Origin of the sequence: Pseudonocardia terrae (assembly GCF_021343995.1) — a bacterium.
Taxonomy (GTDB): Bacteria; Actinomycetota; Actinomycetes; order Mycobacteriales; family Pseudonocardiaceae; genus Pseudonocardia; species Pseudonocardia terrae.
Genome location: NZ_JAJTTE010000060.1, coordinates 1 through 21,985 on the forward strand (window position 1 = coordinate 1; position 21,985 = coordinate 21,985).

Genomic DNA, 21,985 nt, shown 5'->3' on the forward strand with positions numbered 1-21,985 from the left:
CCCGCAGGGCGGCCAGCTCGGTCCGCAGGCGGTGCAGCTCCGCCCGCTCCTCGGACGTGAGCGGGATCGTCGTGTCCGGCGCGGAGGTGCTTTCCCCTCGTGCGGTGGGCACGCTCGGCGACCCCACCCCGACAGGACCGGACTTGTCGGGTCGGTCGACGGCGGACATCGCGGTCCTCCTCGGAGGCGACAGTGGTCAATGCACCTTCCGTCACGAGCCACGGCGCGGGATCCCCTCGTCCGGGCGAGTGTCGGCGCGGTGGACCTCCGCGGTGTGAGGCTCCTGAGCCGCGCTGACCTCAGCCCACGCCGGGGTTCGGCAAGACCGAGACCAGGGAGAGCCCGAGTGCGTCGAGCTGGGCGATGATTCCGTGCAGGTGCGAGTCGTCCAGCACCTCGCCGTCGATCACGGTCTGGGGTGGGAGCACGGTGATCCTCATGCCGCTGAGGGCCGCGCGCGCCTCGTCGGACAGAACCCCGTCCACACGGAACTCGTAGTGCATGGGCCTTCGACTCCGGTTTCTCCTCGCCATCTCGTCCGCCGGCCACTAGGCTTCCTCAGGGCAGGCTCGAGGCCCTCATCCCCCGGGAATGAACCGGCGCGGTCCTGCAGGGGCAGTCGGAGCACCCGTAGGTCGCGCGGCGCGGCAGGTCGGCCTGTAGCAGGGTCAGGACGGCGGTGGGGTCGCGACGGGCGGCACCCCTGGACATCCGGCTCGGACGCTCTCGACAATCGGGGTGGCGGCGGCCTCGACCTGGGCGACGGACCCCGCGAGTGCACCCAGCTTCGCCGACAGCGTTGCCTGGTCCTGGATGCCCGCGACGGTGGTCTGGAGCGAGGCGAGCGCCTGCTTGAGCGCGTCGACCTGGGGACCGAACTGGGCGGCCGCCGCGGTGGCCAGGTTCTGTCCGGCAGTCGCAAGGTCCTGGAGCGCGGCCTTCACGCCCTCGGTGCCGACCTTCGTCGCGTCGACCTGGAGGAGCGCGTTGGCCGCCGTCTGGAACTGAGCAGCAGCGGTGCACAGTTGAGGTGAGTAGGTGGCGGACGCGGGGGCCGACGTCATGGCTGGTGGTGAAGGCGGGGCGGAAGGCGGAGCCGAAGTGGGCGAGGAGCATCCCGCGAGCACCGCGAGGCCGAGCAGGCCCGCCGCAGCGGTGCGGAGCGCGAGCGCTCCGCGGATGCTCCTCCGTGTGGAGCTGTCGACGGCGTCCATTTACTCCTCCACTGTTCGGGGGGCGGCGGACGAACCGTCGCCCGGGTGTTCCGTGAGCCGTACCGGCCGGTGCTCAGCGCCCGTGGACCGCCTGGTCCACGACGATCGCCAGGCGGGCGAGCACCTCCTGTGCCTCGCCTCGTGTGACCACACGGCGGTCGACTGCGGCCTCGACCTCGGCCCGCAACATCGCGAGCAGCACTCCGGCCGGGTCACCGACCTCGGTCGGCGCCGCCCGTCCGGACTTCCGGCGGCTACCTGCCGGAATCACTGGCCGCAGGAACGGGAGGCCGGGATCGCCTGCGGGTTGTGCCATTCAGCACCTCCTCGACCCGCGGTGCGGCGCCGCCGCGCCCACCGTGCGGTCGAGTGTCGGGCCACAAGGGACGACCGAGGTCATCCCGGACGGGTGGTCGCGGCCCTCAGGAGCGGAGCCCGGCAGAAGGACCCGGTCAGCGACGCAGGTCCGGCGGCGGCCCGGCCGGGATGCGCTGGAGTCCGACGAGCTCGATCCCGAGGTCCTGCAACCGGGCCAGCAGCTGTTGCAGCTCCGCCTGGTCGTCGACCTGCGCGCGCAGCTCCGTCTCCGTGGGGTGGGCCGGGCGAAGGGGATCGAGCGCCGCCAGCAATGCCGGGCTGAGACGTCCCCTCACGCGCACCGAGTACTCGCAGCTCACCCTGACCTCCTCATGGCGGTCGGTCGACGAGGACGTCGACGGTCCCGGCCCGCGCTCAACCGCACACCATCCGCTTCGGATGAGTGCGGCCGAAGTCTGGCTGCGTGCTCAGAGAAGGCCCAGGAGCCGCGCCCGGCGTACCGCGTCACGCCTGCCGGTCGCCCCGAGCTTGCGGTAGAGGGCTCTCTCATGGGTCTTCACCGTGCTGACGGACACGTACAGCTCGGCGGCGATCTCGGCGTTGCTGAGACTGCTGGAGAGGTACTGCAGGACCGTCCGTTCCCGTTCGGTCGGCGGCTCGACGAGCGCACTGACTCCGCCGGCCTCCTGCGGGCTCGCGACCATGCGCCCGAGGAGGTCGAGGGCGAACTCCGGCGTCGCGGTGCCCCGTTCGAGACACGCCTGCAGAATCGGCCGGACCTCCGTGCCCTCGACGAGGAACGGACCCCGGAGCCCGCACGGCAGGGCAGTGACGAGGGCGTCCTCGAGCCGGTCCCGGGCGCGCGCCTCATCGGCGACCGCCCCAGCCAATAGCGCGTCGAGGATCCCGACCTGCACACGGAGGCGCACCGGTGACGGGTCGACAACGCGGCGACGGAGCTCTGTTGCGATCCGATGGTCCCCCAACCGCAGGCGAAGTCCCGCCGCACTCAGCAGCGCACCCGGTGTCGCCGGGGTGCCCAGACCGTCGAGAACGGCGAGGGTGCGCTCCGGGTCGCCCGTTCTCGCGAGCAGCGAGGCCTCCAGGAGTCGGGCACGTTCGAGTAGGACGGGCGGAGCCCGATCGGCCTCGGCGTCGAGCTGGGCGCGCAGGTTCGCGAGGGCGGGCTCGTGCTTGCCGGCGAGCGCCAGCCGCTCGGCCACCAGCAGCGCGACCACCAACCGCACGTGCGGCTCCGCGGTGAGGTTCTCGAACGCCGGAAGGTGTGCCGACCGCTCGTCGGCAGCCTCGAGATCCCCGCGACCTAGCGCCACCTCGATCAGCGCCAGGTGAGCCGCAGCCACCTGCGCGGTGTCCTCCATGCCCGCGGCGGCCGCCGTGGCGAGGACCTTGTGTGCCTCGCTCTCGGCGGAGTCGAGCTCGCCGCGCTCGGCCTGGAGTAGTGCGCGATAGGACGCGGCGTTCAGCTGGGCCAGGACCACGCCGGGCACCACAGCCTCGACGGCAGCCGTGAGATGACGTTCGGCGGCGCCGAGGTCGCCGGTCCACAACGCGGCGGTCCCGAGATTGTTGTGCACGACCACCGGCACGATCTCTCCGCCGGCCATCCCCAGTGCCGCGAGTGCGTCCGGCTCGAGCGGCACCTGCTGGTAGGCGTCGCGCACTGCGCCCCAGTCCCCGGCCAACCTCCCGAATCCACCGGCACTCATCAGCCGGAGCACCTCGGCTCGATCCCTGCGCCGGCTCGGCAGCCCGTCCGTTCGGACCATGCGGGCGGCCTCCAGGAGGCGGGGCACGTCGGCCCCGTTCCCCTGCGCGACCCGGGCTCCGGCAAGCCCCGCGGCGAGTTCCGGGTGACTTCCCACCACGGTCGCCGGAACCTGGTCCAGCACACGTTCGAGCTGCGGGCCGTCGCCACCCATCACCAGCGCGAGCGCATGCACGCCCGTCAGGTCCGCCGCCAGCCGCCACAGGCCTGCGGTCACCGAGGAACGGATCGCCTCGAAGGGCATGCCGTTCCCGCGGAACCATTCGGCAGCCCGCCGGTGCAGGTCGCGGCGCCTCCGGGAGGGCAGGCTCCGCGCCCGGAGGATGTCGAGGACCAGGCGGTGCAGCCGGAACCAGCGGCCCGGCCTGTCCACTTCGCGGACGAAGAGGTGCGCACCCGCGAGGTCGGCCAGCACCTGACCGGCGTCCGAGCGATCGGTCAGGACCCGGGCGAGATCTGCGCAGACGAGATCGACCACGCTGACCGCGGTCAGGAAGGTGATCAGCTCCGGAGCCTGCTGGTCGAGCACCTCGGTCAGCAGGTATCCCGCGACGGCGTGATCGTCGCCCGAGAACGCGGCGACCGCGGCGTCGAGGTCCGCCCGGTCCTGCAGGTGCAGCGCGGCCAGGCGGAGCCCCGCCGCCCAGCCCTCGGTCCGGTCGCGGAGCCGTTCGACTTGGCCCGACGTCAGCTCCAAACCCAGGAGCTCGAACAACTCCGCGGCCTCGTCGTGCCGGAACGCGAGGTCGACGGCCCGGACATCGCGAACCAACCCGGCCACGCGCAGCCGTTGCAGGGGCCACGGCGGGTCCCTGCGCGTGGCGACGACGATCGACAGACCCGCCACCGGCCGCTCCACGAGGCGCAGGAGCCCGTGGTGCACCTCGGACGAGGTGATCTCGTGCAGGCTGTCCAGGACGAGGACGACCGGATTTCGCGCGCTTCGGACCGCGTCGGCGACAGCGCTCGGCAGGTACTCCGTGGCCACCCCGCCGGCGACGACCTCCTGAAGGGTCTGGGTCGTCTGCCCTCCCACCGTGTCACGCAGGGCGACCGCGACGGCCCGCCAGAAGGGCTGAGGGGCGTCGTGGATAGTCTCGAGGTTCAGCCATGCGACGCGGCGTTCGGCCCCGGCCTCTACCCAGGAGCTCAGCAGAACGGTCTTGCCCCACCCTGCGGCCGCGGCCACAATGATCACCGGGGCGGCCAGAGAGGCGTCGAGCAGGTCGTGCAGCCGGGGGCGGCGTACGAGACCGCCGGCGGTCGGGACGCGCACCCTCGCACGAGCCGCTTCGGGACGGCGCCCGCCCGCCCTGCTCATCCTGACCGCTCGCTGCCGCGCCATCGTTCCCGCCCGTGGTCGTCTAGTCCGCGAATCTCTCGCGTTCGCGTGCCCAGCACGGGGCACCCCAGACCCGGCCGACCGTCCAGAGTGCCACCTCGGCGGGACGGTGCGAAGCGGCGAAAGCCCTCATCCGGGGCTCTTTCGGTTGCCCCGAAAGACGTAGCGCGTCGACTTTTCGGGGTCGGGATGTCGAAGCCACCCACGACGGATGAACGGCCCGGAGCGTCGCCGACAGACACTTCCAGGTGCCTCGCCCCGCACGAGACCCGTGGCGCAAGGAGGACGACCGGACGTGCAGGGCGAGCCGCACGGAGGAGGACGACGATGACGATCGGTCCGGTGCAGATGCTCGTGCTCGGTTTCGACCACCCGGACTTCCAGGGCGGCATCCTTGCGGAGCTCGAGCGGCTCCGTGAGGACGACCGGGTGCGCGTGATCGACTTCCTCGCGGTGCAGAAAGCGGTGGGCGGCGAGGTCAGCGTGCTGAAGGCGAGCCAGGTCGACACGGCCGAGCGGGCCGAGTTCGGCGCCGTGGTGGGCGCGCTGGTCGGGATCGCCACCGGCCGCACAGCCGAGGAGGGTGCCGCGGTCGGCGCCGAATCGACGCCGCTCGAGGAGGACCTCCTCGACGAGGAGGCCTGGGACGCCCTGGCCGACATCCCCGAGGGAACGGCGGCCGCGCTCGTCCTGCTCGAGCACCGCTGGGCCATCCCGCTGCATGACGCCGTCGCCCGGGCCGGCGGCATCCGACTCGCCTCCGAGTTCGTGAGCCCCCTGGACCTGGTCGACGTCGGCCTGGTCGCGGCGCAGGAGGCCGAGGCGATCGTGGCCATGTCCGAGGACACGATCTGAGGAGGCGGCACTGACCCAGAGCGGGAGGACGTGAATGTGGCGCCGAGGCAGCAGGTCCGCGCGGGGCAGTGGACGCGCTCCTCCCGCCGGACCGCGCGCCGCCTGGTCCGGCGTCGCTGAACGCGCCTGAAACGCTGTCGGTACCCGGGGATGCGGCAGCACATGTCAGAGTGACGGGACGCGGGCGGACGCAGGCGCCCCGGTCGTTCAGCGCGCCAGCGGAGCCAGTTCGCGCAGAGCGGACCCCGCGCGACGGAGCGCAAGCGGGTTCGTGCTCGCCCCGGCGGTTGGAGTGGGCAGCGTCGGCGACAGCGTGCGGTGCATCAGACCGTGCTCGTAGCCGACGACGACGGCGTCGCGACGGCTGCCGACGCCGAGCTTGGCGTAGATCGACCGGACGTGGGTCTTCACCGTGTTGACCGACACCCTCAGATCGGCGGCGATCTCCTCGAGGGACAGCAGCGAGGGCAACAATTCCAGCACGTCCTGCTCACGGTTGCTGAGCACGGCGTCGAGCCCGTCGGAGTCCCCGGCCGCGAGCACGAGGGCACGCCCCGGCAGCGTGTGCGCTACCTCCAGACTGCCGTACTGCTGCGCCAGCAGCGGCCGCACCACCGGTCCGACGTGCACGAAAGGCCGTACCACATCGTGCGCCTCGGCCATCCCGACCGCGTCCCGGAGAGCCCGGCCCGCGGCGAACCGGTCTCCCGCCCGCACGGCGAGTTCGCAGCACAGGAGCTGGGCTTCCACGATTGTCGACGGAAGCGCGGTCGGCGTCGCGCCGTCCACGAGCCGTTGCAGGGTCAGGCGGGCCTGCTCCGTACGGCCGCCGATGACGTCCGACCGCGCCCGGAGGAGCAGGATCTCGCCGGTCGAGCCACAGCGCCCGGCGAGCCAGCTCAGCCCAGCGCGCGCAGCGGTGTGGTGACCGAGGCGGACGGCGGCGTCGAACTCCGCCGTCGCCGCGAGCGCGAGGTCGGCCAGGCCGGCCTCGTGGTCGCCGAGGACGACCCGTGCCTGCTGGAGCGTGCTCAGGCCACCCCGGTGGTCACCGAGGTCCGTAGCGGCGGCACCGCACACCGCGAGCAGGGCGAACCGCAGCCGGGGCTCCGCGGTCTCCGCCCGCGGTAACGCCTCCCGGACGAGCCCAAGGGCCTGGTCCGGATCGGCGGCGAGGAGCGCGGCGTGGGCGAGCACGACGACGGCGCGCAGCGCGGCGGGCGACGTGGTCCATCCCCGGGCCGTGGCGAGCGCATGGGCGTGAGTGGCGTGCTCGCGCATAGCTCGCACGTCGTGGTCCGCTGCCGCTGCCGCGGCCGCGGTCGTGTGGCTCTGGAGCAGCAGGTGGTCCCAACCTGCGTCCCGGGCAGAGGCCACCACGTCGTCAAGAACGCGTCGAACACCTCGAACATCGTCGTCGACGCGACGGTCACGAAGCCGAGCAGCACAGTGGGCGACCTGGAGGAGCGCCTCCGCCTCGGGGCCCAGCAACACCCCGGACGGACACGGGTCCTCATCCCCTGGTCCGGCGCCCTGCCCGACGGAAGTGAGGCCATAGAGCTGATCCGCGATCGTGCCCAGGGCGGTCAAGACAGCAGGGGGATCCGTGGGCCAGCGGCGGCGGGCCCGCCGCGCGGCGGTGACCGCTGCCGGGCGGTCCCCGGACTGGTCGGCGGCCAGCGCCTCCGCGAGGGACAGCCACGGATCGGCGGCGACGACGCCGCCCGCCGACCGCAGTGCGTGGCGCAACTGCTTGTGCTGCCCCCTGACCAGCAGAGGGATGGCGGCGCGGGCGATCACCTCGACCAGGAGTGTCGCATCCTCGGCCTGCGCTGCGTGCTTCAGCGCCGTCAGCGGATGGTCCCCTTCGAGCCACCAGCGGGCCGCAGCGACGTGTAGTGCGACGGGACCATGCGCGCTGCGCTGGTGCAGCTCGGCGAGGAGGAGGCTGCGGACCAGCGGCTGGAGCCGGTAGGTGCCCGGCCTCCGGCCGTGCCGGCGGACAAGGGCGCTCCGGGACTCGAGATCGCCGAGAACATGGCCGGCGTCCTCCCGGCCGGACAGCTCGACGGCGAGTGCCGTCGGGATCTCGTCGCAGATGCTGGTCCGGCGCAGTAGGTCGACCGCGGCGTGAGGCAGGCCGTCGAGGACTTCACCGACCAGATAGTCAGCGACGGCACGCTCCGCACCCGAGAACCTGGACAGGAAGCCCTCGACATCGGTCGCCGGCCCCAGGGCGGTGGCGGCGAACCTCAGCCCCACGGGCCATCCCTCGGTCTGGCGGTACAGCCGTTCGAGCTGGTCAGGCCGGAGCCGCACCCCGGCTGAGTGCAGGAGCACCTCGGCCTCGTCGCGGTCCAGACGCAGCCGATCGGTCCTGAGTTCTCTCAGCCGGCCCTCGGGCCGGAGACGCTGGAGACCGATCGGTGGGTCCGTCCTGGACCCAAGTGCGACGGGAACCGTGCGCGGGCGGTTCCGCAGGAGCATCGCGACGTCGTGCAGGGCCTCGGGTGAGTGCAGCTGCTGCAGGTCGTCGAGCACCAGACAAACGGGACGGTCGAGTTCGGCGAGGGCGACGGCGACGTCGGCTCCGAACTCGGGCCGTCCGGCCGCCGACAGGTCCCAGCCTCGGCCCCCGGGGCCCGTCCGGACGACGCTGGTCGCCGGGATCGCCGGGCAGCGGGCGAGGGCAGCGAGCACAGCGCTCCAGAACAGGCGCGGATCGTTGTCGTCGCTGTCGAGGTGCACCCAGGCGGTGTCCCGTTCGGGCCGTGCGGCCTCGGCCCACTCCGCGAGCAGCAGGGTCTTCCCGTAGCCGGCGGGTGCGCAGACGAGCCCGACATCGCAGATCTTGTCGAGCTCACGGCGCAGCAGGGGCCGTCGGACGGTGTCGGCCGGTAGTCGCGGCACGGTTACCTTCGGTTCCGGAACGCTTGCCACCCCTACCCCAATCGGTCGCACGGACGCCCTCGGCACCTCGCGCCCGGGCGGTCACGCAAGGTGTCGACGGTGCCTCGGATCGGGATGAGTCGGCGTCATTCCCGGAGGCGGACACCCGTTCGCTGCCCTTTGCGCTCGTGCTCCCGCCGGTCTCGTTGGCATTCCGGCGTTCACCGCCTCGAGAAGACACGCCACTCGACGGGCGGCGCCGAGGTCCCCGCGATGTTTTCCAGCCGTGCGGATCACGAGTAGGTCAGCGTGCTGGGGCGGATGCCCCATCGAGCCGGATCATGTCGGCGTTCATCACGTCCGGCGTGATGATCCTGCCACTGAAATTGACCTGCTCGAAGTAATCAAGGAAACCTGATTCCTTCGCGCTCGCTTCGAGCCTCTCACTCAAAGCCTTCTCTGGCAGCTTCCAGATGGCCATGTACCGACAACTCATGCTCTCTGGACCCGTGTTGTCGTCTATGGCACAGCCAAGGAACTCGGCGCCCTGCTCGACTAGGCTCATGATGAGCGGACCAATCCTTTCGTGGAAGAACTGCCGTCGCTCCTCTAGAGCAAGCGCATGCCAGGACGGCCGAGCATTCCAAATCTCGGTGAGGATATAGCCGCTTTCACTGCCCATGGGTGCCCTCCTGGTGCCCACCCAAATTGTTAGCTGCCCTACAGAAAGAATCTGCAGAATTGGCGCCTAGCGGTCTTACGCGCAACTGCGCGAGGCCGTTGATACGAGCAGCCCAACCTCGATCCCTCGCAACGGTCACACGCTGATCTCGGTCGGGCGTTGCTGGTCAGGGGACGGCGGGTCGAAGTCGACGATGCGTGGACACTGCACGGCCATTACGCGCTCCCCCTCCCCCCACCGAGACGTGCGACGAAGTGTTGAGCATCGCCAGGCCGATGTACAGCAGCTACTGGTGGGCGGCGATCATTGTTCGAACGTCCGCCCCGAACCGGGGAGTACTTCTGTCCGGCTTAAAGTCGGCCGTACTTGCCGAGGTCCGCCGACCTGGTGCGCCGGCTCGGCGCCTACCGCGGCGTAGCGCTGCCCGAGGAGTACTCGCTGACTTATCGAACGGGGTGCGCACACGCGCACGAGCTGCGGCTGCGACCAGGATCGCCTCGACGGTACCCTTGGCGTTACGTCGACACTCCGTACAGGTCAAACGGTTACTCACGAGCAGCCGGCTCAGCCGACCGCTACGGCGTCTGTCATACGAGGCGTTCTCGGTTCTTGAGCCACCCCTGCTGCGCGTGAGCCTTGAATTGAGGACCTGGGTGATCAAGATCGCTGACCCCACACCTATGGTGTCCGGCGCTGGGGCCAAGCTCAAACTGACTGCGCCCGTTCTTCGCTGCTGGCCGAACGCCCCCACTCGGTCCGGACTACCCCAGGCCAGGATCCTTCGGGTCGTGTGTCCCGGCGGTCACGCCGTCTGGGGCGGCTGACACGGCGTCGACATCTCGGGCCCGCCAGGCCACCACGGCCAGCCAGATCATCCACGCCAGGTTCAGAGCCCAGGCGAGCACGATGGTGACGTCATGTGCGTGTGTGAAGCCGTCCGTGCCGGCCACCCAGCCCTGCACCAGGTAGGTCAGTCCCGACAGCCCTGTCAGGTAGGCGATCACTCGAGGCAGCCAGCCCGTCCGTACGACCCCGCCGGCGAGCAGCAGCAGGGCGAGGCCCAGTGCGAAGTCCTGGTAGCTCCGTGCCCCCCACTCGACCCACCGGATGGCTTCGGCGCTCGCGAAGCGCGCCATCCTTTCCGCATCGGGTGCGTTCACCCACGCGTTCACGGCCTGCTTGAGGGCTACTCCGTCCACCGCCATCACGATGCCGTATAGGGCCAGCGCCACCGCCGCCAAGGCGGCGCCGAGGCGGCTAACCCATCTGGTCGTCCACACCCGGCCGTCCAGGACAGAGAACAGCACGAACAACCCGGCAAGCAGGATCGCTGTAGCGGCGAACTGGCCGACGTGCACGGCCGTCCAGGTCTCACTGCCGGCGTACTCGGCGAAAACAGCGGGATGGTCGTTGGCGTCCCCGTCGGCGTGGAACTGTGTGATCACGATGTAGAGGAGTTGGCCCGCGAGCAGCAACGTGGCGGCCAAGCCCACCGTGCCGCGATCGAATGCCTCCTTCTTCACGATCGTGCTCCTCGTACCGGAGACCCGCCAGCGGCGTTCCTGCAGCGCCGTCGCGCGTGCGGCTGGCACGTACCCCTCCGTCTCGGCATCGTCCGACCCTGCCCGCCCGACCGCATGCGGCCCCAGGGTCCTCGTGCCCAGGCCGCTGTGGCGATCGGCTCTGTCGGTCCACGCGGAAGCTGTGGGAGTCGTCGGATGCTCTCACCGAGGGGCTTAGCGGACGACAATCGTCGCCATCATGCCGACGTCTTCGTGGTCGAGGATGTGGCAGTGGTCGACGCTGCGGCCGGTGTGGCTGGTGAAGGGGACGCGCAGCCGCAACCCAACCGCTGGCGGGCACGAGCACCACGTCCTGGGGATGCCGGTGGTGGGGCGGCCGTTACTGACCGTGACGGCGGTAAAGGGCCAGACGTGCAGGTGGAAGGGGTGGGCGAGCGGGCCGGTGTTCGTGGGTGTGCAGGTTGGTGGGCTGGTCCAGGTGGTTGGTCAGCGTGCAGCAGCTGCTCACGACCCTCTGACCTCGCCGACGTATCGGCGGCGTAGGGCGCTCGTCTCGTGCTGTCAGACCGGTACTCGTTCGAGAAGCGCGGGTCGGCCGTCCGAGCCGACGGGAATCGGGTAGTAGCTGTGGTGCGTGTTCGGGTCGACGGCCACGATGTGGGCCCCATCCGCCACGTGGTCCAAGCCAACGAGGGTCAACTGGCGACCGGCCAGATCGAGGACGGCGAGGGTGCCGCTTTCCGCAGCAACGTAGAGCCGGTGCGCGTTCCGGTCGTAGGCGACGACGTCGGGATCCTTGCCTACGGGACTGGTACCGAGGACCTGCCACGTACGCATGTCCACCGTGAGCAGGACGGCGTTGCCGTCGCACGCCACGAAGGCGAGCTGGGCGTCGGGGTCGACAGCCAGGCCATGATCGTGTTCGCAGCCCGGGAGCGACAGCTGCCTCGTGACCTTGAGCGTGTCGGGGGTGATCGCAACGAGGTCGTTCATGCCCTGAACAGCAACCAGCATCCGGTCACTGTCGTAGTCATAGGCAACGTTGCCGACCTCGCCCCCGAGCGCGATGGTGCCGCGTACCTGTCCGCTCGTCGCGTTGATGATCGTCTCGGAGCCGCCGGTCTCGTTGGTGGTCCAGATCGTGTCACGCCGTGGGTCGTAGGCCAGACCATCGGGGTACTCGCCGGTCGGGGCCCGGGCGAGGACCTCGCCCGTGTCCTCGTTCAGGGTGACCATCTGGTTGGCCCCGGTCGCTGTGGCGTACACCCGGTGCTGTGTCGGCACGACGAGGACGCCGTGGACCTGCGACAAGTTTGGAATCGTGCGTACCACGCGATGAGCGTTCGTGTCGAACTCGATGACCTCGCTGGCCCCGAGGTGGGCGATGAACAACAGGCCGCGGTCTGCGTCCAGGCTCGCGTAGTCGAAACGTGAGCTGTCGCCCGGCAGTGCCGTCTCACCGGCCGGCCGCAGGGGCAGCGGCGACATCGGGGCCGCTGGCGACGAGGTCAGGTCGAGGACGGCGACCGCCACCGCCACCGCAACGACCAGCGCACCGACGACCAGCAGCCACCGGCGACCGCGGCGTGAACTCCGCGGTGTCGTGCGGTCCGGTTCGAGCGATGCCATCGACCCGTCCCCGTCGTCGGCCAGACCCTGACATGCTTCCCCAACGCTACGGCCAACACCGTGGGGCCCGGGTGTGCTCGCCCCCTGCGCATGCTGTGGCCTGGAGGCCGCCGGCGGCCGGTCCAGCGGAAGGGAGCGATCCCGTGATCTTCAGTGTCGGTCATATAGCACTCACCGCGGGAATCACCGCGTTGTTGGCGTTCGCCGTCGCGATCTGGCGGCTCCCGAGCGGCGCTTGGCTCGACGTGGTCGCGGTAGCTGTGCTGTCGGGCCTGGCGGTGCTGCTTTGGCGATTCTCGGCGAACATGCCCCAGCTCAACGACGACGGCCTGCCCGGGTTCTCGGCGAACGACTGGGCCGCCCCGGTGCTGACCTTCGTGGTGCTCAGCCTGTACATGGACTTACGGCCATTCGCCGATGCGGGCCGCTACCGGCAGGCTCGCGCGCTGGCCACCCTCGTCGCGCTCGTCGTCAACGTCGTGACCATCTGACCCCCACAGGGGCGCGCAAGCCGCCCACGACCCCGACGGGTCCCCACACTGATGCCCAGTCCGGCGCGCGGCCGTTTCGCGCCCTGCCAACGCCACATAGCTCACACCCGATGTGGTCTGTGGTGTCGCTGAGCGCCGGCCGGCGCAGTGGCGGCCCGGCAACGCGGCTCAGGGCACGGTGGTGAGCAGCCCCAACAGTGCTTGAGCGCCCACTCCGATGATCAGGGTGGTGAGGGCGGCGACGACCGCGACGCCGGAGGCCCAGCGGCGCCTGAGGCCATGGTTCTCGGAGGGACCGGCAGTGGGCGCCGGTGTTGTGAACAGCGGCGCGATCCATCGCAGGTAGTAGAACAGGCTGGCCACGGTGTTGACGATGGCGAGGACGGTCAGCCAGGCCATCCCGCCGTCGACGGCGGCGGTGAAGACGGCGAGCTTGCCGAGGAACACCGCGGTGGGCGGGGTGCCGACCAGACCGAGCAGACAGACAACGAGCGCACCGGCCAGCACGGGCCGCCGGCGGGCGAGGCCGCGGTAGTCGTTGACGGTACGAGCAGGCCCCTCTGGGGTGGTCACGGCTGCGGCGACGGCGAAGGCGCCGAGGTTGGTGATCGCGTAGGCGGCGAGGTAGAGCAGCAGCGCCGGCCCGGCCTGCGGGGTGCGGGCGGCGACGGCGGCGGCCATGAGGACGTAGCCGACCTGGGAGATCGCGGAGTAGCCGAGCAGGCGCTGCACGGAGGTCTGGAGGAACGCGGCCAGGTTGCCAAGGCTCATGGATGCCGCGGCGAGGATGGCCACGATCAGCGGCCAGTCGATGGCGTGCTCGGGGATGGCCTGGGTGAGTAACCGGTAGACGGCGACGAGCGCGCCGATCTTCGGGATGGTGGTGACGATCCCGGCGACCGGCGCGGGTGCGCCGTCGCTCACGTCGGGCACCCAGAACTGCGCGGGCACCGCGCCCGCTTTGAACGCCAGCCCGGCCAGCACGGCAACCAGCCCGACCGCGGCCAGCGCCGGCATCGACCGGCCGCCCGCGGCGGCCGCGGTGAGGTTCTCGCGGAGGGGGACGTAGGCGGTGCCGCGGCCGGCGGCGTTGAGCAGCGTGACCCCGGTGATCATGGTGACGCCGGCGAACGCGCCGGAGAGGTAGTACTTCATCGCGCCCTCGGTTCCGGTCGACGTCGCCGACCAGCCGACGAGGGCGTAGAGGGGGATGCTGGCCAGCAGGAACGCCGCGAACAGCAGCAGCAGGTCGGTCGCGCCGGCCATCAGGACGGACCCGAGTGCCCCGAGCAGCAGCAGCACCCAGTACTCGGTCTCACGACGTTGCCCGCGGGCGGCGTCGACCGAGGCGCCGACGGCGAGCAGGGTCGCGACCAGCACGATCAGCCGCGTGGCGTTGGTCGTCGGGTCGATCGCGTAGGAGCCGAACACGGTCTCCGCCGGCCGGGTATAAGCCAGAGCAGTGGCGACGATCCCAGCCACGAAGGCCAACCCCGCGAGGGCGGCGATCAGCCATTGACGCCGCCGTGGCAGCCAGGATCCGGCGAGGAGGCCGAGCACAGCGGCGCCGAGCAGGGCGAGCTCGGGGATGAGCGCGCCCGGGTCCTCGTTCATCATCTCCATGGCGCGACCTCCGGCACCTTCGGCCGCGCATTGGGCCTGATCGCGGCCGCGCTCGTCTGCGGGCCGTCAGCCGGCGGGTGCGTCATCGGGCGACCAGGGTGTTGACTGCGGCCGCGGCGGGCTCGACGAGCTCGAGCAGGAACCGGGGGGCGAGCCCGATCAGCGTGGCGAGGGCCAGCAGCGGTGCGATCGCGACGAGCTCGGCGGCGCGCAGGTCGGTGAACGCGCGGGGCGTGCCGGGGGCGTCCGGCAGACGAAGCGGTCCGAGGAACAGCCGCTGCAGCGCCACCAGGAACAAGGCGGCGGTCACGAGGATCCCGGTGACCGCGATCGCGACCGGGATCGGTGCGGCGGGCAGCGAGCCGGTGAAGATCTGGAACTCGGCGATGAAGCCGGAGAAGCCGGGCAGCCCGAGTGAGGCGAAGGCGGCGACGGCGAAAAGCGCGGCGAAGCGCGGGGTGCGGGCGGCCAGCCCGGAGTAGCTGTCGAGCTCGTAGGTGCGGCCGCGGTCGTACAGGACGCCGGCGAGCAGGAACAGCGCCCCCGTGATCAGGCCGTGGGAGACCATCTGCACCAGCGCGCCGGTGGTGGCCAGCGTGCGGGCCTGGGCGTCGCCGGCGGCGACGAGTCCGGCGGCGCCGATCCCGACCAGCACGTAGCCCATGTGGTTGATCGAGGTGTACGCGACCATGCGCTTGAGGTTGGCCTGGGCGAGCGCGACGAGCGCGCCGTAGACGACGGACACGGCCCCGACGACGAGCACGACCAGGGCGTACTGGCGCCAGCTCGTCGGGAGCAGGGGCATCGCGATGCGGACGAAGCCGTAGGTGCCCATCTTGAGCAGCACTCCGGCCAGGATCGCCGAGCCCGTGGCGGGGGCTTCGGTGTGCGCGGGCGGCAGCCACGTGTGGAACGGCACGGTCGGGGTCTTCACGGCCAGTCCGACGCCGATCGCCAGCAGCGTGAGCGCGGCGTAGGGGCCGCCGGCGGCGAGCGGGTTCGCGGCGGCGAGCTCGACGATGTCGAACGTGTGTGGCGTGGCGGCGAGGAACAGCAGGATGAACCCGAGCAGCAAGGCCAGGGAGCCGAGGAAGGTGTAGAGGAAGAACTTCAGCGCCGCGGACCGGGCCCGCTCGGCGTGCCCCCACCCGGCGATCACGAAGTACATGAACACGATCGACAGGTCGAAGAACAGGAAGAACAAGATCAGGTCCAGCGCGGCGAACAGCCCCAGGCTGACGGTCTGCAGGGCCAGGAAGAACAACACGAAGGGCTTGACGCGGCGGGTTTCGCGCAGCGCGAAGACCCCGCACGCCAGGAACAGCACGGCGGTCATGGCCAGCAGCGGCAGCGACAGCCCGTCGACACCGAGGTGGTAGGAGATCCCGACCGACGGGATCCACGGCAGGCGCACCTCGAACGCGAAGCCGCCCGGCCCGACGCCCGCGGCGGGGAGCCGTACCCAAGCGGTGACGATCAGGGCGAGATCGGCCAGCGCGGCCGCGATCCACGCCCCGACGAACACGTGGCCCGGCAGCCGCGCGGGCAACGGGGCCAACACCACCGCCACCGCGGCGGGCAGGAACACGATCAACGACAGCACCGCTGGTCCTCCTTCAGGACACGACGATGACGACGACGGTCAGCACGGCCAGCACCACGAACCCGACGGAGGCCTGGGCGTAGTACTGGTGCAGTTGCCCGGTCTGCGGGCGTCGCGCCCACCGGCCCAGCGCGCGAGCGCCGTCGGCGACACCGCGCACGATGCCGTCGACGGCGGTCTCGCCACGGCGGTCGAGCAGCCGCGCCACCCCGACCGTGGCCCGGGCGGTGGCGTCGACACCGCGGTCGAGGACGCGGTCGTCGAACCTGGCCAGTTCCTCGGCCAGCCGGCGTACGGGGCGGACCACCAGCAGCCGGGCGGCCCGTTCCAGATCCCACCAACGGTGCAGCAGCCCGGGTTCGGGGAGCCGGATCGCGGCGCGCCAGCCCCACGCGGCGGTGGACACCGCCACGGCCGCGGACACGACCAGCTCCCACCACTGCGGCGCGGGCTCGGGGCGGAGGAGGCCGTGGCCGAGGAGCGGGAGGACCCCGAGGCCCGCCGCTCCGACCGCCAGCACGACCAACGGCGGACCGGTCAGGGCCGGCACCTCCCCGGTCGGCTCCTGCTCGAGCTCGTCGAGTGCCTGCGGCTGCGGGGCGGGGGGCGCGGGTCGCCACACGAACCACAGCGCCATCACGCTGTACACCGCGGCCACCGCGGCCCCGGCCAGCCCGACGACGTACAGCGCGACCGCACTGGGCGCCGGTGCGGCAAGGGTGGCGGCGAGGACGGTGTCCTTGGCGACCCACAGCGAGAGCGGCGGAATCCCGGCCAGTGAGAGCGCCCCGACCGTGAACACCGCTCCGAGGAGCGGGAACCGGCGGGCCGACCCGGCGAGCCCGCCGAGCTGCTTGGTGCCCAGCGCGGTCAGCCATGCCCCCGCGGCCAGGAACAGCAGGCTCTTCGTAGCGGCATGGGCGACCAGTTGCAGGACCCCGGCCCCGGTGCCGCCGACCCCGGCGGCGAGGATCATGTAGCCGATCTGCGCACAGGTCGAGGCGGCCAGTAGCTGCTTGAGGTCGCGCTGGGCCACCGCGGCCAGCCCCATCCCGAGCGCGGTCGCCGCCCCGATCCAGGCCACCAGGGGGCCGGCCCAGCCGACCGACCCGAGAAGCGGGTTCAGCCGCAGCAGCAGGTAGGCGCCGGCGGCGACCATGGTCGCCGAGTGCAGCAGCGCCGACACCGGACTGGGCCCGCGCATCGCCCCGGAGAGCCAGAAGCTGAACGGCAGCTGGGCGGACTTGCCCAGCGCCGCGACCACCACCCCGGCCACCAGCAGCTCCCGCCAGCCCGCCGTGGCGGTGGGCAGCGTGTCCAACCGCAGGGAACCGACCCCGCCGGCGAGCGCGGCGCCGGCCGCGAGGTAGAGCCCCAGGTCGGCGGTGCGGGTGGTGAGGAACGCGGTGTGTGCGCCGCGCACCGCCGCCGGGTCGCGGTAGTGGTAGCCGATCAGGGCCCAGCTCGCGGCGCCCATGACCTCCCACGCCATCAGCAGCGGCGCCAGGCCCGTCGCCGTCACCGTCGCGAGCATCGCCGCGGCGAAGACCAGCATCAGCCCGGCGAATCGGCCGGTTCGCAGGTCTGGCTCGCCCGCGGCGAAGACCAGCACCGCGACCAGCACCACGGCGACGGTGACGACCAGCACCGCGGAGAGGCCGTCGACGGCGAAGCCGGCCCGGACGCCCGCGAACAGGGTCGTGTCGGTGACCGGCCGGATGAGCACGGCGGCCACGGCGAGGACCAGCACGACCACCGACACGCCGACGCCGAGGGCGGCCGCGAGCGGATCGACCCGCCGCCCGGTCAGCGCGAGCACCACCCCGACCAGCAGCGGAACGCCGATCAGCCACCACAGCAGCACGAGCGGCCTCAGCCCTTGAGGTCCGCCGCGCCGTCGGTCATGTCGACCTGGCGGGCCCGGTAGATCGCGGTGGCCACGGCGAACCCCGCGGCCATCTCGACGGCCATCGCGGTGACCACGACGACGATGAGGACCTGGCCCTCGGTGCCGGCCGGCGCGAGGAAGTACCAGAACGCGGCCGCGGCGAGGATGACGCCGTTGAGCATCAGCTCCAGCCCCATCATCAGCATGACGATCGACTGCTGGGACAGCGCCCCGTACAGCCCGATCGCGAACAGCCCGGCCGCGGCCAGCAGGAACAGCTCGATCGTCACCGGCCGACACCTCCTCCTAGTGGGTCGTCGGCGCTGCGCGCGTCGAGGTCGTCGCCGAGCCGGTCGTAGCGGCCGCGCCCCGTCGAGAGCACCACCGTCGCGACGATCGTGGCGAACAGCGTGATCCCGAGGGTCATCATGGTCAGCATCTGCTCACCCATCAGCGCCCGGCCGAGCGCGAAGGTCGGATCCGGGGCCGGGGCGCCGGTGCGCTGCGGCCAGTCGACGAGCAGGATCCCCGTGGCGAGCAGCACGAACGTGCCCACCGAGATCGTCATCGCGCCCGGCTTGTTGTGATACATCGCCATGGGCATCAGCCCCGCCGGGTTCATCATGTACATGATCATGAAGATGGCCATGATCACCATCTCGATGACCATCATCAGCACGATGACCACCCCCAGGTAGCCCAGTCCGAGCAGGAGCACGAGCCCGGCCACGGCCAGGAACGAGGCCAGGAGGGAAAAGGTCACCTGCGCCATCGAGTTCAGCCGGAACACCCCGAACCCGAACACCACCGCGGCGAGGGCGAGCACCCAGAAGGTCACGACCATTCAGAGGCCTCCCTGCGCGAGCACGACGATCGACACCACCAGCGCTTGGGCCACCGTCAGAGGCACGAGCACCATCCAGGAGATCTCGCTCCAGCGGTCCATCCGGATGGTGGGGAACCGGCGGCGCGCCCACACCAGCACGGCGAGGACCAGGAGGGTCTTGACCAGCACCCACGCCCATGCCGGCAGCAGCGGGCCGGCGCCGCCGCCGAGGAACAGCGGCACGGCCATCGCCGCCGCCGCTGTCAGCAGCAGCCACCGGCCGCCGAGGAAGAGCAGACGGTCCACGCCGGACAGCTCCGAGGCCGCTCCCCCGGCGAGATCACCGGCGACCGGGGCGTCGAACGGCCCCCAGAACGCCATCGCGGCTGCCGAGACCAGGAAGACCACGAACGCCACCGGCATGATCACCACGAACCACAGGTCCTGCTGCGCGGCGATGATGTCGCCGACCCGCAAACTCTGCGCGCCGAGCGCGGCAGTGATGATCGCGAACATGTGTGGCAGCTCGTAGGCCAGCCCCTGAGCCACGAACCGGTATCCACCGACCAGTGACAGCACGCTGTTCGGGCCCCACCCGGCCATCCACACCGCGGCCCACGCCAAGACCTCCATGGCGTTGAACCACACGACCCCGACCCCGAGGTCCGCGACCGGACGCGTGCCGAGCGGGATCACCACCGCGGCCAGTACCGCCGCCACCGGCAACACCACGGCCCCGGCGCGCCACAGCACCGGGTCGGCCGCCAGCGTCCGGCGGCGCTGCCCGACCAGCAGTCGCGTCACCTCGTGCGCCGGCACGGTGAGCCCGCCGGGCCGGCCCGCCGCTCTTGCCTCCACCGCCGCGTCCACGGCCGCCGCCGACCAGGCCACCACGATCAACACCAAGGGCAACAGCAGCGCCCACCACCACGCCAGCGCCGCAGTCGGGGGCGGTACTGTCACCGGGTCATCCACGGCCGTGCCCCCTGCCGTGTCCCGTGCCTGACTCGCTGCCGGGATCCATCGCGTGCTCGCCACCCTCCCGTTCGCGGCCCGAGCCCGACGTCCCGTCCCGGGCCGCCCGGTTCCCGCCGAGGGCCATGGCGTGCGCGTCGCCGGCACTGCCGGCGATGCCGCCCTCCGTGACGGGGTCGGCCGCCGCAACGAGCAGGCGTGCCGCGGCGAGCTCGGCGCCGACCAGCATGCGTTCCACCTCGGCCAGGTCCACCCGGGTCCGCTCGTGCCGTGGTGAGCGTCCGGGCCGCATGGCCGACGGTGCCGCGGCAGGGGTGACGGTGCCCGCGGCGGGCTCGTGCAGTGCCGCGGCGGCGTGCTCGAGAGCGTCGAGGCGTAGGGCGAACAGCACGGGCACGTGCGGGAGGCCGCGCAGCATCCGGCGCAGGGTCCGCGACCGGCGGACCTGCCGTACCAGCGCCTCGATCGAGGCGCAGATCGGCTCGAGCGGATCACCGGCGAGCTGCCGGTCGCGCAGCCGGCGGGCCCGCGCCGCGGGCGCCGACCAGCCCGCCACCGCGAGGAAGCGGGCCACGGCGTCCAGCTCCTGAGCCACGGCCCGGCGCAGGGCGCCCGGGGAATCGCCGTGATCCAGGGCGGCGGAGGTGCCGGGCGGCCAGAAGGGCTCGCCGAGTGGATCGTCGACGAGCCTGGCGCGGGCCTGCTGCACGACGTCGCCCTGCAGGGCCACCTCGAGCACCAGCCCTGCAGGCCAGTCCGGCAGGACCGGCCCCAACGCCACGGGCAGCTGATCGAGCATCAGACCGTCCCGATCGTCGCCGAGATCGGCCATCGGCAGGCCGCCGGGCATCTCCATCTCGTCGCGTCCGCCGTGCTGGTCGTGCTCGCCGTGCTGGTCGTGCTCGCCGTGCTGGTCGTGCTCGCCGTGCTCGCCGTGCTGCTCGTCGGGATCCTCATCGGGCTGCTGAGGCTTGTCGCCCTGTCCGTCCTCGAGCGGTTCCGGGAGCGAGGTGGCCGCGCTCGGGGCCGGGCCGGTGGACGGGCGCCCCGCCGCGAGGTCGGCGGAAGCTCGGCGCAGCTTCCTCTCGACGGCGTCAGGCGCGTCGACGGTGGCGTAGGCGCGAGGCAGAGGAACGGTCTCCCAGACGGCCTCGATCATGGTGGCGAGCTCGGGGCCCGGGATCCCGGCGACGAGCAGCACGTCCGTGTCGGCCGGAGTGGTGGCGATCGGCCAGTCGCGTCGCGCGAGCTCTGCCTCGACGGCCAGGCGGACGGCCGCCCCGTTGCGGGTGGCGACGATCAGAACGTGCGGTCGTCGAGCGGCGTAGCGCCGCAACCATGCTCTCAGGTCCATCGCAGAGCACCCTCGCGCCACGCGTAGACGACTCCGGCGAGCAGGATGCCGAGGAAGAGGAACATCTCGATCACCGCGGAGGGCCCGACCCGGGACACCACCAGTGTCCAGGGATACATGAAGATCATCTCCATGTCGAAGGCCAGGAACACCATAGTCACCGGGTACCAGCGCACGTGGAACCGGGAGAAGGCGTGGTGGGTCGGAGGCAGACCGCCCGCGAACGGAGCGACTTCCGACACCGGCCGGCCCGTCGCGGTGACCGCCGAGAGCGCGTAGAGCGCGGCGACGAGCACGAGCGCCACCCCGAGGGCGATCAGCACCGGCACGAACTGGCTCACTGTCACACCTCCGACACCCCGCGACCGCTGATACCCCTACCCCGGATGGGCATGGTGGGGCATCCGGCCCCACTTGTCCATCGCGGCCATCCTGCGAGACAGGGCGAGGTGCTCGCCCGGATTCTTTCCCGGTTCAGCGCGAATCAACCGCCTGTCGGTGCAGGTGGCAGGAGTACGGGAGTGGCGGGCCGCCGGCTCGGCCCATGCCGACCCCGCGTCCGTCGCGCGGTGGGCCACGAGCAGCCTGGTCGGGCCATCACTTGATTACGGTACCCCCCTAGGGTATGTTCGGCGGCGTCGTGAGCGAGGAGGCGCTATGAACGGCTACGCCGACACCAAGGATTCGCACCTCAAGCGGATGCGCCGGATCGAGGGCCAGGTCAGGGGCATCACCAGGATGATCGAGTCGGACAAGTACTGCATCGACGTCTTGACACAGATCTCCGCGGTGAACAAGGCCCTCGAGGCCGTGGCGTTGAACCTGCTCGACGAGCACCTCAAGCACTGCGTGACCGACGCCGTCGCCGAGGGCGGCACGGTGGCCGATCAGAAGGTGGCCGAGGCGAGCGCCGCGATCGCGCGCCTGGTCAGGTCCTGACACAGGCGAAGGATCGGCCGCCCATTCCTCGGCAGGGCTTTCGCC

General features: G+C 71.5%; 20 protein-coding genes and 1 pseudogene. 3 read left to right on the plus strand and 18 right to left on the minus strand.

Annotated features, from left to right (window positions below; genetic code table 11):
- Positions 1-299: 299 nt before the first annotated feature.
- The 5 genes from LWC33_RS28900 to LWC33_RS36295 form a co-directional block, all read right to left on the minus strand.
- On the minus strand, positions 300-503 hold the full coding sequence (locus tag LWC33_RS28900) for a DUF8691 family protein (protein WP_233307855.1): 204 nt from the start codon (positions 501-503) through the stop codon (positions 300-302).
- A 165-nt stretch (positions 504-668) separates the two neighbouring features.
- Positions 669-1,064, minus strand: coding sequence for a hypothetical protein (locus tag LWC33_RS28905; RefSeq protein WP_233307856.1), 396 nt, complete (start codon positions 1,062-1,064; stop codon positions 669-671).
- A gap of 223 nt (positions 1,065-1,287) precedes the next feature.
- Entirely contained in the window at positions 1,288-1,530 is a 243-nt protein-coding gene (locus tag LWC33_RS28910; protein WP_233307857.1) for a hypothetical protein, read from the minus strand.
- 136 nt (positions 1,531-1,666) lie between these two features.
- Positions 1,667-1,891: a DUF8691 family protein gene (locus LWC33_RS28915; RefSeq protein ID WP_233307858.1), complete on the minus strand. Its 225-nt coding sequence runs from the start codon at positions 1,889-1,891 to the stop codon at positions 1,667-1,669.
- Between the two features lie 108 nt (positions 1,892-1,999).
- Complete coding sequence (locus LWC33_RS36295; protein WP_233307859.1) at positions 2,000-4,729, minus strand: winged helix-turn-helix domain-containing protein; 2,730 nt, start codon at positions 4,727-4,729, stop codon at positions 2,000-2,002.
- A gap of 261 nt (positions 4,730-4,990) precedes the next feature.
- Between LWC33_RS36295 and LWC33_RS28925 the strand changes: the two genes are divergently transcribed.
- The gene (locus LWC33_RS28925; protein ID WP_233307860.1) at positions 4,991-5,518 is read left to right on the plus strand and encodes a hypothetical protein; all 528 of its coding nucleotides are present in this window, start codon (positions 4,991-4,993) and stop codon (positions 5,516-5,518) included.
- A gap of 207 nt (positions 5,519-5,725) precedes the next feature.
- On the opposite strand, the gene LWC33_RS28930 is transcribed toward LWC33_RS28925, so the two are convergent.
- From LWC33_RS28930 to LWC33_RS28945, 5 genes and pseudogenes are all read right to left on the minus strand, one after another.
- Positions 5,726-8,428 (minus strand): helix-turn-helix transcriptional regulator, encoded by a 2,703-nt coding sequence (locus LWC33_RS28930; RefSeq protein ID WP_233307861.1) that lies wholly within the window; start codon positions 8,426-8,428, stop codon positions 5,726-5,728.
- Positions 8,429-8,711: 283 nt separating this feature from the next.
- The gene (locus tag LWC33_RS28935) at positions 8,712-9,089 is read right to left on the minus strand and encodes a DUF6616 family protein (protein ID WP_233307862.1); all 378 of its coding nucleotides are present in this window, start codon (positions 9,087-9,089) and stop codon (positions 8,712-8,714) included.
- 761 nt (positions 9,090-9,850) lie between these two features.
- A complete protein-coding gene (locus tag LWC33_RS28940; RefSeq protein ID WP_233307863.1) occupies positions 9,851-10,612 on the minus strand; it encodes a hypothetical protein in 762 nt (253 codons plus the stop codon).
- A 213-nt stretch (positions 10,613-10,825) separates the two neighbouring features.
- Positions 10,826-11,050: pseudogene (locus LWC33_RS36645) on the minus strand (multicopper oxidase domain-containing protein); the annotation flags it as partial.
- 123 nt (positions 11,051-11,173) lie between these two features.
- A complete protein-coding gene (locus LWC33_RS28945; protein WP_233307864.1) occupies positions 11,174-12,241 on the minus strand; it encodes a YncE family protein in 1,068 nt (355 codons plus the stop codon).
- A gap of 143 nt (positions 12,242-12,384) precedes the next feature.
- Between LWC33_RS28945 and LWC33_RS28950 the strand changes: the two genes are divergently transcribed.
- Positions 12,385-12,732 (plus strand): hypothetical protein, encoded by a 348-nt coding sequence (locus tag LWC33_RS28950; protein ID WP_233307865.1) that lies wholly within the window; start codon positions 12,385-12,387, stop codon positions 12,730-12,732.
- Between the two features lie 168 nt (positions 12,733-12,900).
- Here the strand turns inward: LWC33_RS28950 and LWC33_RS28955 are convergent, their stop codons facing one another.
- From LWC33_RS28955 to LWC33_RS28990, 8 genes are all read right to left on the minus strand, one after another.
- Positions 12,901-14,355, minus strand: coding sequence for an NADH-quinone oxidoreductase subunit N (locus LWC33_RS28955; protein WP_233307866.1), 1,455 nt, complete (start codon positions 14,353-14,355; stop codon positions 12,901-12,903).
- A gap of 82 nt (positions 14,356-14,437) precedes the next feature.
- Positions 14,438-15,958: a complex I subunit 4 family protein gene (locus LWC33_RS28960; RefSeq protein ID WP_233307867.1), complete on the minus strand. Its 1,521-nt coding sequence runs from the start codon at positions 15,956-15,958 to the stop codon at positions 14,438-14,440.
- A 13-nt stretch (positions 15,959-15,971) separates the two neighbouring features.
- Positions 15,972-17,822 (minus strand): proton-conducting transporter transmembrane domain-containing protein, encoded by a 1,851-nt coding sequence (locus LWC33_RS28965; protein ID WP_233307868.1) that lies wholly within the window; start codon positions 17,820-17,822, stop codon positions 15,972-15,974.
- An 8-nt stretch (positions 17,823-17,830) separates the two neighbouring features.
- On the minus strand, positions 17,831-18,136 hold the full coding sequence (locus LWC33_RS28970) for an NADH-quinone oxidoreductase subunit NuoK (RefSeq protein ID WP_233307869.1): 306 nt from the start codon (positions 18,134-18,136) through the stop codon (positions 17,831-17,833).
- Positions 18,133-18,690 carry an NADH-quinone oxidoreductase subunit J gene (locus LWC33_RS28975; RefSeq protein ID WP_233307870.1) on the minus strand — a complete coding sequence of 186 codons (558 nt, stop codon included), beginning with the start codon at positions 18,688-18,690 and terminating at the stop codon, positions 18,133-18,135. The genes LWC33_RS28970 and LWC33_RS28975 overlap by 4 nt, the downstream gene beginning before the upstream one ends.
- The gene (locus LWC33_RS28980) at positions 18,691-19,635 is read right to left on the minus strand and encodes a complex I subunit 1 family protein (RefSeq protein ID WP_233307871.1); all 945 of its coding nucleotides are present in this window, start codon (positions 19,633-19,635) and stop codon (positions 18,691-18,693) included.
- Between the two features lie 4 nt (positions 19,636-19,639).
- Complete coding sequence (locus tag LWC33_RS28985) at positions 19,640-21,001, minus strand: hypothetical protein (protein ID WP_233307872.1); 1,362 nt, start codon at positions 20,999-21,001, stop codon at positions 19,640-19,642.
- Positions 20,992-21,342 (minus strand): NADH-quinone oxidoreductase subunit A, encoded by a 351-nt coding sequence (locus tag LWC33_RS28990; protein WP_233307873.1) that lies wholly within the window; start codon positions 21,340-21,342, stop codon positions 20,992-20,994. The genes LWC33_RS28985 and LWC33_RS28990 overlap by 10 nt, the downstream gene beginning before the upstream one ends.
- Positions 21,343-21,658: 316 nt before the next feature.
- On the opposite strand from LWC33_RS28990, the gene LWC33_RS28995 reads away from it, so the two are divergent.
- Positions 21,659-21,940, plus strand: coding sequence for a metal-sensitive transcriptional regulator (locus LWC33_RS28995; RefSeq protein WP_233307874.1), 282 nt, complete (start codon positions 21,659-21,661; stop codon positions 21,938-21,940).
- Positions 21,941-21,985 lie beyond the last annotated feature (45 nt).